The sequence below is a fragment of the Hyalangium gracile genome (genome assembly GCF_020103725.1).
Lineage (GTDB): Bacteria > Myxococcota > Myxococcia > Myxococcales > Myxococcaceae > Hyalangium > Hyalangium gracile.
The window spans coordinates 520,866-533,998 of record NZ_JAHXBG010000003.1 but is presented as its reverse complement, the minus strand read 5'-3'; the positions used below and the strand labels follow the sequence as shown (position 1 = coordinate 533,998).

At 71.1% G+C, this 13,133-nt stretch carries 9 protein-coding genes; 1 reads left to right on the top strand and 8 read right to left on the bottom strand.

Translation table 11 applies throughout. The features are described from left to right. Nucleotide 1: 1 nt before the first annotated feature. Nucleotides 2-910, bottom strand: a complete 909-nt coding sequence (locus KY572_RS08865; RefSeq protein ID WP_224242090.1) for a fatty acid desaturase family protein — start codon at nt 908-910, stop codon at nt 2-4. 244 nt (nt 911-1,154) lie between these two features. On the opposite strand from KY572_RS08865, the gene KY572_RS08860 reads away from it, so the two are divergent. Beyond that, nucleotides 1,155-2,006, top strand: a complete 852-nt coding sequence (locus KY572_RS08860; protein ID WP_224242089.1) for a DMT family transporter — start codon at nt 1,155-1,157, stop codon at nt 2,004-2,006. A gap of 138 nt (nt 2,007-2,144) precedes the next feature. On the opposite strand, the gene KY572_RS08855 is transcribed toward KY572_RS08860, so the two are convergent. The 7 genes from KY572_RS08855 to KY572_RS08825 are packed head-to-tail and all read right to left on the bottom strand — an operon-like array spanning nt 2,145 to nt 13,105. Next, nucleotides 2,145-4,070 (bottom strand): tetratricopeptide repeat protein, encoded by a 1,926-nt coding sequence (locus KY572_RS08855; RefSeq protein ID WP_224242088.1) that lies wholly within the window; start codon nt 4,068-4,070, stop codon nt 2,145-2,147. Beyond that, the gene (locus tag KY572_RS08850; protein WP_224242087.1) at nt 4,070-4,705 is read right to left on the bottom strand and encodes a hypothetical protein; all 636 of its coding nucleotides are present in this window, start codon (nt 4,703-4,705) and stop codon (nt 4,070-4,072) included. Before KY572_RS08850 ends, KY572_RS08855 begins: the two co-directional genes overlap by 1 nt. Next, nucleotides 4,702-5,184: a hypothetical protein gene (locus KY572_RS08845; RefSeq protein WP_224242086.1), complete on the bottom strand. Its 483-nt coding sequence runs from the start codon at nt 5,182-5,184 to the stop codon at nt 4,702-4,704. The genes KY572_RS08850 and KY572_RS08845 overlap by 4 nt, the downstream gene beginning before the upstream one ends. Then, nucleotides 5,181-8,456: a tetratricopeptide repeat protein gene (locus KY572_RS08840; RefSeq protein WP_224242085.1), complete on the bottom strand. Its 3,276-nt coding sequence runs from the start codon at nt 8,454-8,456 to the stop codon at nt 5,181-5,183. The genes KY572_RS08845 and KY572_RS08840 overlap by 4 nt, the downstream gene beginning before the upstream one ends. Then, a complete protein-coding gene (locus KY572_RS08835) occupies nt 8,453-10,072 on the bottom strand; it encodes a hypothetical protein (RefSeq protein ID WP_224242084.1) in 1,620 nt (539 codons plus the stop codon). Before KY572_RS08835 ends, KY572_RS08840 begins: the two co-directional genes overlap by 4 nt. Next, the gene (locus tag KY572_RS08830) at nt 10,069-10,704 is read right to left on the bottom strand and encodes an outer membrane beta-barrel domain-containing protein (RefSeq protein ID WP_224242083.1); all 636 of its coding nucleotides are present in this window, start codon (nt 10,702-10,704) and stop codon (nt 10,069-10,071) included. Before KY572_RS08830 ends, KY572_RS08835 begins: the two co-directional genes overlap by 4 nt. 49 nt (nt 10,705-10,753) lie before the next feature. Further along, nucleotides 10,754-13,105, bottom strand: a complete 2,352-nt coding sequence (locus KY572_RS08825; protein WP_224242082.1) for an AgmX/PglI C-terminal domain-containing protein — start codon at nt 13,103-13,105, stop codon at nt 10,754-10,756. Nucleotides 13,106-13,133 lie beyond the last annotated feature (28 nt).

Genomic DNA, 13,133 nt, shown 5'->3' with positions numbered 1-13,133 from the left:
CTCAGGAGGAGGTGCCGGACGTCCTCGCGACTGGGCGCGGCACGGGGGCTCGCCGCTCGCGCTCGCTCGTGGCGCGGCGGAAGGCCGCGACGCCGGCGATCCACGCGGGGTGGATGGGGGCGGGCTCCACGTAGAGCGAGGGGCGGTGCTGCCCCTGGCGGACGAGCTCCTCGGTGAGCGCGGGCAGGGCGCGCCACGGTGCCTGCGGCTTCAGGTGGTGCGCCTGGTGGTAGCCCGCGTTGAAGAACCAGCGGTTGTAGAAGCGCGAGGTGGACGTCACCGCCAGGGCCGTGCGGTCCGTGGAGTCCGAGCCCGCGTGCGCCGCCAGGTTGAGGTAGTGGATGCACGTCTGCCCCACCAGCAGCATGGCCAGCAGCGACAGCCCCAGCGAGGGCTGCCACGCGAAGAGCGCCAGCAGCGTGCCGTCCACCACCACGAAGTCCAGCAGCAGCTCCAGCCGCTGCCCGCGCGTCTTGCAGCTCTTCCACACCAGCCCCACCGCCTCCCACGGCCAGAACCACGGCGTGAGCGCCCAGCGCAGGCAGTAGTGGAGCGCGCCCTCGCCGGGCCTCGGCCGGCCCCAGTCCCCCGGGCCGTCGTTGTATCTGTGGTGGTTGAAGTGGTGGATGTAATAGGCGCGGTAGGCGAAGCCGCACGCCAGCCCCAGCGTCCGCGACACCAGCCACTTGAGCGCCCGAGGCCTCGCGATGGGCACGTGCATGTGGTTGTGAAGCACCGCGTAGTTCCAGAACATCACCGCCACGCCGACGGCCATTGCCGCGGTGCGCAATCCCGGAGACCAGGAGCTCCAGCCCCACAGCACCCCCGTGAACCACGCCCCCCAGAGCGCGTGGACCGCGAGGTTCGGAACATCCAGCACAGGGGCCACGCGAGAATCGGGCTGGGGCATAATTTTCCGATTGCTCCGAGAATTCCGGATCTAGTGTACACGAACCGGTCGCCGAGTTCTCGGATGGATTGGCGAGCGGACGCTTTTTTCGAACCCCTCCGCCGACCCGACCCCATCGGGCACGGTGTGTCTCGGGCGCCGGGGCGGCAAGCCCTCCTGTCGTTGGAAAATCTCTGCCCTGTGGGGATGCCCGGAGGAGGGTAGAACCGGGCCTCCTTCCCAGGTCGTGTCCCCCGGAGCCGAGTTGGAGCCTGTCGCCCTCACGCTGGTGCTGATGTCCGCGTTCCTGCACGCGCTGTGGAACGCGCTGCTCAAGCGGCAGGAGGATCCCGAGTCCTCCATGGTGTGCGTCGTCGCCGTGGCCATCGCGCTGGGCTCGGTGTGGACGCTGGGGCTGCAGGCGGAGGCCTTTCCCACGCGCGCCGCCTGGGTGTGGGCGCTCGTCGCGGGCTTCTGGGAGGGCATCTACCTGTTCTCGCTCGCGCGTTCGCTGCGCTACGCCCCGCTCGGACTTGCGTACACGGTGGCGCGCGGCGGCGCGCTGCTGCTGGTGTGGCCGGTGTCCGTGGTGTGGCTGGGCGAGGCTGTCACCCCCCTGACGGTGACGGGAGCACTCGTGCTGGGCGCGGGGCTGGTGGTGACGGGGCTGGCTCGGACCGAGGGTGGCTCGGTGGGCCGAGGCCTGCTCTGGGCGGCGGTGAGCGCGGTGTGCATCGCCTGCTACCACCTGGCCTACAAGCAGGCCCTGGGGGAGGGCGCGCAGGCCGCCGCGCTCTTCGTCGTGCCCATGTGCGTGTCGCTGCCCATGCTGGTGCTGGCGCGCATGGGCGAAGGGGGCCTGGGGGCGGTGCTGCGCGCGGCGAGGCTGCGGCCGCTGCTGCTGCTGGCGACCGGCGGGGTGTGCACGCTGTCCTTCGGGCTGCTGCTCACGGCGCTCGCGCAGGCGGGGGCGGGGGCCGTGCTGACGCTGCGCAACACGTCCATCGCCTTCGCGCTGGGGCTCGCGGTGCTGCAGGGCGAGCGCCCCGGGCGCAAGCAGCTCTCCGGGGCGGCGCTGGTGATCTCGGGCGCGGTGCTGCTGGGCTGGCCGGCGTGACGAAGCCGTTCCGAGGAGGTGCGCGCAACCCGGCAGGGAGGCGCCCTGGTCTCGAACCGGTCCCCAACTGGTATGACAAGCAGACCAGTTGGGCCAAGGTCCGCCCGGCACGAGGGCGGACCGGACGCCCGGACCGACTCAGGGCGTCGTCTTCGCCGAGGCCGCCGCGCCGCCCAGCCGCTTGAGGGCCGCCTTCGCGTCCTCGTGGTTCGCCTGGAGCTCCACGGCCTTGGCGTACTCCGCCTTCGCCTCGTCCACGCGCCTGGCCTGCTCGAGCAGCTGCCCGAGCGCGTTGTGCGGCTCGGCGAAGTGGGGGTCCACCTGGGCCGCCGCCCGGAAGGACTGCTCGGCCTCCTTCGCCTTGCCCAGCTGGTAGAGCGCCTGGCCGGTGTACAGCAGCGCCAGCGAGTGCCGCGGCTCGATGGCCAGCACGTCGCCCAGCACCCGCACCGCCTTCTCGGAGTCTCCGCCGCGCAGGTAGATCTGCCCCAGCTCCGCGCGCGCGTCGAGCTGCGACGGATCCCGCTTCGCCACCTGCTCCAGCATGCCCAGCGCCTTGTCCGGCCGCTGCATGCGCGAGTGCATGACGCCCAGCCGCGCCAGCGCGCCGGTGTCCGTCGTCTCGCCGTCCTTGGCCTGCAGCAGCTGCTCCACCTCCGCGTAGCGGCCCATGGCGAGGTACAGGTCCGCCAGCTCCAGCTTCGCCACGCGGTGGCCCGGCTCGTCCTTCAGGATGGCCTCGAGGATGGGCTGGGCCTTGGCGCCCACGCGCTTGCGCGAATACGCGTTGGCCAGCGCCAGCCGCGCCTCCGTCGTCGGCGAGAGCGCCACGCCCTCCTCGTACTGGGTGATGGCGCCGTCCAGGTCGCCCTTGGCCTTGAGCGCATCGCCGTAGGCCGCGCGCGCGCTGGCGTCCTTGGGGAAGTCGTCGACCACCTTCTTGAGCGTGGCCACGGCGTCCTCCACCTTGCCCTGGGCCAGGTAGGCGCGCGCCAGGCCCTGGTAGGCCTCGGTGGTCTTCTTGCCGTCGTCCGCGCTCGCCTCGATGGCCTTCTTGAAGGCCTCCACGGCGCGGTCCTTCTTGCCCTGCTGCAGGTAGAGGTGGCCCAGCTGCGTGTACGGGCCGCTGGAGCGCCGCGGCTCCAGCTCCAGCGCCTTCTCGAAGGCCTTCGTCGCCTGTACCTGCTGGCCGAGCCAGAAGTACGCCAGGCCCAGGTTGAAGTGCGCCTCCGCGTACTTCGGGTCCGCGCTGATGGCCTTCTTGAAGGCCTCGGTCGCCTTCTGGTGCTGGCCCAGCCCGTCGTACACCACGCCCACGTTGTTGTGCGCCATGGCGTGCTTGGGGTTGAGCTCCAGGGCCTTCTGGTACTCGGACATGGCCCCTACCAGGTCATTGGCGCGCATCATCAGCACGCCCATGTTGTAGTGGGCCTCGGCGTCGTTGGGCGCCACCTGGAGCGCTTCCTTGAGCGTCTCCCGGGCCTCGCCCATCAGCCCCTTCTCGGCCTGGGCCTTGGCCAGGTTGATGCGGGCCGAGGTGAGCTTCGCGTCCAGCTTCAGCGCGTCCTCGTAGGCGCTGATGGCGTCGTCCGTGCGGCCCGCGCGATGGAGCGCCTCGCCCAGGTTGAACTGGAGCTCCGCGTCCTTGGGGGAGAGCTCCACGGCCACCGAGTACTGGCTGATGGCCACGTCGGACTCGTCCATCACCCGCGCCAGCAGGCCGCGCTCGGCGCGCAGGGTGGACTCCTCGGGGTACATGGCGATGGAGCCGTCCAGCAGCGTGCGCGCCTCCTCCGTCTCGCCGGACAGCCGCAGCGCCCGGGCCAGCGCCACGCGCGCGGCGATGACCTCGGGGGCCTTCTCCAACAGCTTCTTCAGCGGCGGAGCGGCCTTCTTCGGCTGGCCCTGGTTCAGGAAGGCCACGCCCAGCTTGTAGAGGGCGTCCACGTCCGGAGGCAGCGGGGCGGCCTCGGCGGTGGCGGCCGCGGGCGCGGCCTCGGGGGTGGCCGGCGCGGGAGCCTGCGCCGTCAGGAGCTGGAGGACGAGGACACCGGCTCGAGTCATCACAGGTTCTCCACGTAGGGACTGGTTCTCGCGTCGAAGGTCTTCTTGGCCAGGGCCGCCTTCTTCGCCTCCCACGCCTCACGCGCGGCCTTCTCTTCGGCGGTGTCCGAGCCGAGGTCGGCCCGCTCCTCCTTCACCGCCGCGTCGCACTCGGCCACCTGGGCCTCGAACTCCTTGGGGTCCAGCTCCTCGCTGCCCTCCACCTTGGACTTGCGAGCGGCCGTCACGCGCGCCAGCTCGAAGCGGGCGAAGGCGCAGCGCAGCGCCAGCTCCTCTACCTCCAGCAGGGCCACGTTGAGGCGCTGGCGCGAGCGCAGGTACTCCACGCGCGCTTCCGCCTCGTCGATGGTGAGCTGCGCCACCTCCTTGGAGACGTTGTCCTCGGCGCGATCCAGCTCGTCCTCGGCGGCCCTGGCGCGGGAGCGGGCGCGGCGGATGTTGTCGCGGGCGCGCAGGATTTCACTGCTGGCCTGGTCCACCTTGTCGATGGCCAGCGCCAGGTCGTTCTCCGCCTCGAGCAGCTCGATGCGCGTCTCGTAGGGCAGCTTCTTCACCATGTCGTCCGGCACGCGCATGCCGTAGCGCGGGCCACACGCGGCGAGCAGGGGAAGGGTGAGCAGGAGGATGCGCTTCATGGAACAGTCGCCTCGAAACGGCCGAAGATGGTGCGGCCGGAGTAGACGTCGGTGCCGTTGACGAAAGTGACGTGGAAGCTGCCCGGCACCTTCGCGGCGGGGGTGAGGGCCCCGTCGAAGGTGAGGGTGCCCCGGAGGATGCGCGGGAAGTCGCGCGCGGGCTCGTCCAGCACGCTGCGGCTCACCGTGCCGCGCTGCGGAGCGTCCTCTTCCTCGCCGAGCAGCTCGGCCAGATCGATGGGAGTGCCGGGCGTGAGCTGGAGCCTGTCCAGCCGCGCCGCGACCTTGAGGATGGTGTTCTCGCCGGAGCCCTGCGCGGTGAGGAAGCGCACGGAGGCCTCGTCCTCGTCGGCCAGGGCCTCCGCCTTCTCGTAGTGCAGATCCAGCAGCGGCGTGACGCTGCCCTCCAGGTGCGGTCCCTGACCGCAGCCGGTGAGCAGGCCCGCCAGTGCGAGGGCCGGGAGGATGCGCGGGCTCACTTGCACGCCTTCCACCCCGCGTCCACGTCCGGTCCACCCAGCGAGCCCATGTCCTTGAGGACGGACAGCTCGCGCTTGGCGCCCTCGGTGTCGCCGAAGCGGCAGCGCAGGGCGGCCAGGTTCAGGCGGGCCTTGCCGTACGTCGGGTCCGCCTCGAGCGCCTTGGCGTAGGCGGCGCGCGCGTTCATCGCGTCACCCTGGTTGAGCAGCGCCCAGCCCAGCGCGCTGTGCGCCGAGGCGCGCGTGTCCTGCAGCTCCGTCACGCGGCCGAAGGTGAGCTGCGCCAGGCCGTACTGCCGGTTCTCCAGGTACGCCATGCCCAGCGCCTCGAGCGCCTCGGCGGTGAGCGTGGCCTCGGCCTTCTTGCGCACCTCCTCCAGCGAGGCGCTGCGCGTGGGCGCGCCCGGGTTGGGCACCGGCAGTGACGCCGTGTCGGTGCGCGAGCGGCAGCCCACCACCGCGGCGCTGAACACGTCGAGCTGCTCGGCGCGGGCCAGGCATGCCTTGAAGGCCTCGTCCGCGCGCTGACGCAGCGGCGCCACCTGCTCCTTCACCGCCTGCTGGAAGGCCTTCACGTCGGCCGCGGAGGCGCCCGCCGGAGCCGGCGTCGCGTCCACCACGTCCGCCAGGTGCGAGTACGCCATGCCCAGCTTCCACAGCGAGGCCACCGCCCACTCCGGGTAGCCCAGCGAGGCGGCCTGCGTGTAGATGCCCTCCATGCCCTGCAGCGCGGCGACCTTCTCCTCCACCTTGTCGGCCGCCAGGCCCTTGTAGCCGCGGTAGAGGATCTCTCCCAGGAACCACAGGCCCTTGGCGGCCTCCTCCGTCTGCCCGTTGGGGCCCTGCACCGCGGTGGTGAGGGTGGAGATGAGCTTGTCGGGCGGCTCGTTCGGCGCGGTGGTGGCCTGCACCTCGGCGATGACGGCGGCGGCGCCGGTGCTCGTCTTGTCCAGGGCCAGCGCGCTCTCCGCGGCGCGGCGGGCGGCGGCGTAGTCCTTCTGCTTGAGGTGGGCCTCGGCCAGCAGCACCAGCACCTCGCCCTTGCGAGCGCCGGCGTTGGCGGAGGCCGTCTCCAGGCTCTTGGCCGCCTCCTTGTAGTCACCCATGGCCATGCGCAGCTTGGCGGCGGACAGGTAGCCGTCCAGGCCGGCCACGTCGCTGCCGAGCTTCTGGCCCACCTTGTCGAACCACTCGGCCGCCTCGCCGAACGAGCCGGCCTCCGCCGAGTACCGGCCCAGCGTCAGCAGCACGTCCGAGAGGTACTGGCTCTTGGGGTACTCGTTCATCAGCCGGTTGCCGAGGTCCCTCGCGTTGGTCAAATCCCGCTTCTCGCGCGCGGCGGTGAAGGCGCCGTAGAGGGCCTTCTCGCCGATCTCCGAGTTCTTGTTCTCGTCGGCCACCTTGAGCAGGCCGGTGATGACGTCGCCCGTCTCCTCGGCGCTCTTGAGGGCCAGCTCATCCAGCGCCTCGGCCTTGCTCTGGGCGAGGATCTTCTTCACGTCGTCCTGGAACTTCGCGGGCAGGGCGGTGCCGAGGAACTTCTTGCCCGTGGCCTCCAGGCCCTTGAAGTCGTTGATCTGCCGCAGGCTGTCGAGCGCGAGGTTGCCGGCGACGGCGGCGTCCTTGTGCTGCGGGTGGGCCAGGGCGAAGGCGGTGAAGAGCTCGGAGGCCTTCGGGTAGTCGCCGTCCTCGTAGTAGGCGCGGGCGATGTTGAACTTCACCTCGAGCACGTTGGGGCTCTGGGGGAAGCGCGTGACGTAGTTGGAGCCCAGCACCTTGAGGGCCTGGCGCGCGTCCGCCACCTCGAAGGTGGTGCGCTTGGCGGCTTCCTCCGGCTTCACGGTGGAGAAGTGGGACAGCAGGGCGCCGTACATGGCGGCGTCGATGGCCTTCTCGTCCCGCTGCTTCGCCTTCTCCTCGTAGCGGGCCAGCTCCTCGAACTGGCGCCCGGCCTCGGGGAAGCTGCCCGCCTCGAAGAGCGCGTCCGCGCGGTTCTTCATGATGGGCCGCACGTACTGGTCGGGGCGGAACAGGCTCAGGTACTCGCGGTAGGCGGTGGCCGCGGTGATGAACATCGCCTTGTCGTTCTTCTTCTGGGCGGCCAGGTGCAGCTGGGTGGAGAGGTCGCGCGACATCTCCTCCAGCTCCGCGAGCTGCTTCTTGCGCTCGGTGCCGTCCAGCTCGGGGTCCGTCTTGCTCTGCACCGCGGCGCGCACCAGGAAGCGGATGTCCTGCGGCTCCGGCATCACCTTGCCCTTGGAGGCCTTCAGCGCGTCATAGAGCTTCTGGCCGCGCTCCAGGTCCAGCTCCGGGTCGAACTGGATCTCCATCAGCTTGCGCAGCGCGGGGATGGCCCACTCGTACTGCTGCTTGATGAAGTAGCGGTTGCCCAGCTTGTCCAGCGCCAGCGCGAACGTGGCGCGGCTGTCGCTCAGCTTCTCGAAGTAGTTGAGCGCGCCCTTGGCCGGCTTGGCCTCGGTGTAGCTGTAGACCAGGTCCAGCAGCGCCTCGCGCTTGACGTTGAGCGCCTTCTTGGCGTCCACGCCCGGCAGCGGCTCGCTGGCGGCGGCGGCCTCGAAGAAGACCACGGCCTCGGCGTGCTTGGCCTGGTTCACCCGGATCCAGCCCATCTTGTAGCGGGCCAGGTCATGCACCGGCGACGGGGGCTGGGCGAGGATGGCGGTGTAGTGCTTCTCCGCCTCCACCAGGTCCGCCTTGTCGAAGTGGTAGTCGCCGATGATCTGCTCGGCCTCCAGCCGCAGCGGGCTGGTGGGGTACTTGCGGATGAGGTCCCCCAGCGTCTTGAGCATCTCGTCGAAGGTGCCCAGCTCGCGCTGCTCGTGCGCCAGGTAGAACGTCACCTTGTCGCCGTCGTGGAAGTCCGGGTACTCGCGCAGCAGGCGCAGGTAGAGCTGCACCGCCTTGTTCTTCATCAGCCGCGTCTCCGGAGAGACGATGGCGCCCGAGGCCCCCTCCGGCCGCTGCTCGGCCTGCAGGTAGTACACGTAGCGGCTCTTCTCGACGTAGAGCTCGGCCAGCCGGAACTGCAGGTCCGGCAGGTAGGGCGCGTTGCGGCTCTTGGAGATGAGCTTCTCCGTCTCGCCGATGGCGCGGTCCACCTTGAAGATGTCCCGCTTGAGCTTGGTGATGAGCTCCTCGCGCTCCTTCGCCTTGGAGACGATGGGGTTGAGGTTCCGGTCCAGGCGCTGAGGCCCGGCGGAGCTCGCGGCCAGCAGCGCCGCGGTGATGATCCCCGTCAACTGCCCGGTCATTGGTTTTCCTCGATGCAACGACTGTCGATGCGGACCCGGTAGGACTTCAGCTCGTCGTTCCAGTACTCGCCCTCGAACCGGAAGGCGACCTGGGAGGGCTTGAGCAGCTCCTCCTCGGGCGGCAGCACGATCTTCGAGCCCTTCTTCACGCGCTCGTAGAGCTTGAGGCCCACCTCGTACTCCATGAGGCGGACCTGCTCGGCGGCGCGCAGCAGCGTGTCGGCCTCCTGGCGCACGGCCTCGGTGAGCCGCGCCTGGTAGACGCGCTCGGCCTCGCCCAGGGACAGGGCGTAGAGCTTCGTCAGGTGCGACTGGAGCCGGTCTCCGAAGCTGCCGGCGAAGCGGCCCAGGCGCTCGGACTCCAGCTCCAGCAGCCCCTTGAAGCGCGCGGCGCGGCGGGTGGAGCCGTGGGACTCGGCGGCCCGGCGCAGGCGCAGGTCCTGCGTCAGGTCATCCCGCTCGGCGATGGCGTCCAGCGAGTCCGCGAAGCGCCGCGTCAGCTCCTTGGCGGAGCGCTTGGCGGGCAGGTAGTGGCACAGGTCCCGGAAGATGAGGGCGCGCAGCAGGTACTTGTCCGGGAGGAACTCGTCGCGGAAGGAGGGCGCGTCCAGCGTGGTGAGGATGCCCAGCGCGGCGCGCAGCTCGCCCATCTTGTAGCGCGTCCACGCCTCCTCCAGGTAGAGCGTGGCGCGGCCCGGATCCAGCTCGGGCAGCTGCACCAGGGAGTAGGCCTCCAGCGCGCCCTTGTAGTCCTTGCGCTCGTAGCGCAGGCGGGCCACCGCGAGCGCCGCCTCGTTGCGCGCCTCGCGGGTGAGCTTCTCGTCCTTGGAGAGCGCCAGGAAGTCGTTGACCAGCTCCTCCGAGGGCTCCTTCACTGTCTTCAGGCGGGTGACGAGCAGGACGAACTTCGCGCGGCTGGCCTCGGCGCTGCCCTCGTCCAGCTTGGAGAAGTGGGTGTTGGCCCAGCGCTCGTTGCCCACGCGCAGGTCCACCAGGCCCTGCTGGTAGTGCACGTAGGCGCCGGCCTCCTGCTCCAGGAAGCCCAGGTCCAGCGCGGCGAACACCTGCTCGTCGATCATCACCTCGTCGTGCGGCTTGTCCGTCAGCGACTTGAGCAGCTCCAGCGCGCGGGGCAGCACGTTGGGGTTGGTGCGCTCACGGGCGATGCGGGCCAGGTACACGGCGCCCGCGTGGGTGAGGCCGAGATCGATGAGGCTGCGCGCCAGGAAGTACTGCCCCCAGGCGTAGTTGTCGTCCGTCTTCGGCGCGGCCGACAGCCAGGCGTACAGCGGCCCGGCGGCGGCGCGGGGATCGCCGTCGAAGTAGTCCGCCAGGGCCTCGTCGAAGAGCTTGGGGTCCACCTTCTCCGGCGGCGGGGGAGGGGGAGCCTCCTCCGGCTTGGGAGCGGCGGCCTGGCCCTCGGCGGGCGCGGGCTTGCTGGCGTCCGCGGCGGGCGCGGGCGCATTGGTGGCGTTGGCCGGAGCCGTGGCCGGAGCCGCGGCGGGCGCGGCGGGGGCCGGCGCGGGCGTGGCGGGAGGAGCGCCAGCCCGGGAGGTGACAGGGAGGGCGAGGAGCGCGGCGCTGCTGAGCGCGGCGAGCAGTTTGCGGGGCATCATTCCGTGGCGCCGAAGTTGAGTGCGGTCGCGAGCTGGATCGAGGGGATGTTGATGATGCGGGAGGCGCCGGCGAAGACGACGTTGTTCGTCACGTCCAGCCGGAAGGAGATGTGGTTGCTCTTGAAGACGCGCAGGCCCAGGCCCACGTTGGCGCCGGGGCGGAAGCCGCCCTCCCGGTTGAGCTTGAAGACGGTGGCGCCACCCAGCAGGAAGGCCTCGAAGTGCAGCACCTTCTGGTTGAGGATGGACGTCTTGCCGTAGAAGGGGCTCCACATCACGTCCGAGCCCACGAACCACTGCACCTCGTCCTCGAAGGAGGTGTCGGTGGGGGCCACGCCGAAGTCGCGCTCGAGCTGGCGGCGCAGGCTCGTCTTCACGTTGTAGCTGTAGCCGCCCCGGCCCACCTGCCACGCGAAGTGATCGCTGAAGTGGTAGGTGTAGCTGAGCCCGGCGTAGTAGCCCTTGTAGAAGGCGTCGGCCGGCAGCACGCCGAGGCCGAGCATCAGCTCGTGGTTGAGCTGGTACAGCCGATCCTGCACGGCCGAGGTGGTGCCAGGGTTCTCGAGCGCCTCGGCCTGCGCGAGCGCGAGGCCGGGAGCCAGGGACAGAAGGAGAAGCAGGGCGTATCGCACGATGGGGACTGTCCGGTCGTGAGGACGGCCTGAGGCGGAGGAATCCGCCTCAGTAGCCGACCGAGTTGAAGATGAACGGGTAGCTGATGATGACGACGCCGCCCTTGGGAGCGGGGAAGGTCCACTTCTTCAGGCTGCTGAGGATACAGGCCTCGACGGTGCCGTTGCGCAGGGTGGAGGACTTGGTCTTGGCTGCCACCACGCTCCCGTTGCCGCCGATCGTCCACTCGAGCACCACCTTGCCGGCCAGGCCCGTGTCCTTGAGCAGGGCGCGCTCGTAGCAGGCGTACACCTCCTGCAGGTGGCTGTTGATGACCTTGGCCACGGCCTCGCGGTCGATGCTGCCCTGCGTCGCGGCGACGCTGCGCGAGGTGGCGCGCGTCACCACGCCGCCCACCTGGCCCTTGCCCACGCCGCCCGCGCCGAGCGCTCCGATGCCGCCGCCGCCCTTGCCGCGCAGCAGCTCCGCGCCGAGCGTGGCGCCGCCGCCCTTGCCGCCGCCGCCCAGGCCGAAGGTGCCCAGGCCCGCGTTGGCGATGGGCGCCTTGCCGATGAGGCCCGACAGCTTGTAGTTGGATGTCTTCACGTTCTTGCTGCCCGGGCCGCTGCCCAGCTTGTCCACCGCGGCCAGCACGTCATTGGTGGCCGGGCCGGCGGCCGACAGCTTGGCCAGCGCCTTGAGGGCCTTGGACTCGGGCGGAGGCGGCGGGGCCACCTCCTTCTGCTTGGGAGGCGGCGTCTTCTCCACCACCTTGGGCTTCTCGACGGCCTTCTCCGGCTTCTTCTCGGCCGTCTTGGCCTTCTCCTTGATGGCCTCCAGCTTCTTCTTGGCCTCCTCCTTCTTCTTCGGCTCCGGCGCCAGCAGGCGCAGGGCGACGGGCGGGAGGTTCTTCTGCTGGAAGTCCGGGGACTCGGGCGACTGCGGCCTGAGCACGACGAAGGCGCCGAAGGCACCACCGAAGAGGAAGAAGCACGCCAGCGCCAGCCACGGCAGGCCCGAGAGCGGGTTGACCCACACCTTCTCGGGCTTGGGCGCCGCGTAGGCCACCAGCGACATCTGTCCCTGGCTCAGGCGGGCGGCGCTGCCGTCACGCAGGGTGATGAAGCGGCGCGTGCCGTCGGCCTCGAGCGCGGTGAGCTGCACCGGCGTGTAGCGGCCGCCGGAGTTGGCCTTCTCCACCGTGGAGCCGGGGGGCACGTAGAGGCGGTAGGCGCCGTTGAGGGACTCGGCGAGCGTGAAGCCCTCCTCGGGCAGCGAGAAGCCCCACAGCGGCATGGCGGTCTTCTCTTCGCCGGTGGTCTTCAGGGGCTCCTTGCCGCCCTGGAAGCTGCGGGCCTCGCGGCGGATTCCGCCCCAGTACAGCTCCAGGTAGAGCTGCGTCTTGCCCTTGCCGGGCCCCAGGCTGGGGGCGTGCGTGGGGCGGGGCGGATCCGGCGGCAGCTCGCTGGGGGCGTGTGAGCCGTGCGAGGCCGCTCGGGCGATGGGTGCCGGTGCAGGGGCCGGGGCCGGCGCCTGGCGCGGCGCGGGTCGAGCCACCGGAGCCTGCGGCGCGGCGTCGGTGAAGAGGGGCTCCTCCGCCTGCGGCTGCGCCGGCTCGGGCAGCAGGTCTCCGAAGAGATCATCCGCCAGCTGGATGGCGGGGCCTGCGTCCGCCGCCGGCATCACGTCCTGGGTGGCGCGGCGGCGCGCGGAGGGCACCGTGTTGGCGGGCACGGGCGCGGCCGGCGCGGACTGCACGGGCATCACCGCGGGCGCGGGGCGTGGGGCGTGGGCCACGGCGGGGCCTCCGCGCGAGGCGGCGGCCGGAGGGCCTCGCTGCGCGGCGGGCTGCGGCATGGGGACGACGGCGGCCTGCGGCGCCGGGCCTCGGGGGGCGTTCTGGGGCGCGTAGCCGGTGGCGACCGTGGAGGCCATCAGCTCGCCGGGCGTCGGGCCCGGGGCCGGCTGCGGAGCAGGGCGCGCGGGCATCGTCGCCGCCGGAGGAGGCCGGAGCGGATGGACGGCGGCCTGGGGCGGCGGCGCGGCGGGCGGCGAGGCGCCACCGAGCAGGGCGGCCACCTCGGGGGACGGGGGCGGCTTCTCGGCGGGCTTCTGCGAGAGCACGCGCGTCTTCAGCACGAAGGGGCCGCAGAGCACCTCGTCCACGGAGCGGATCTCGCACGCGGTGACGCGGTGGCCGTTGACGTAGACGCCGCCGTTGGAGCCGGCGTCCTGGATGGCCGAGCGCCCGTTCTGGAAGTACAGCAGGGCGTGGCGCGAATCGATGGACGCGTCATCCAGCCGCAGATCCGAGGACGGATCCGAGCCGATGGCGTAGGTGCCAGGGACGAAGACCTCCGTGCCGACGAGCAGCCCGTCGCGGAGGATGACGACCTGGAGGACGGAGGGCTGAGCGCTCACGTGGACACTCCCTTTCGAGGGCGGTGGG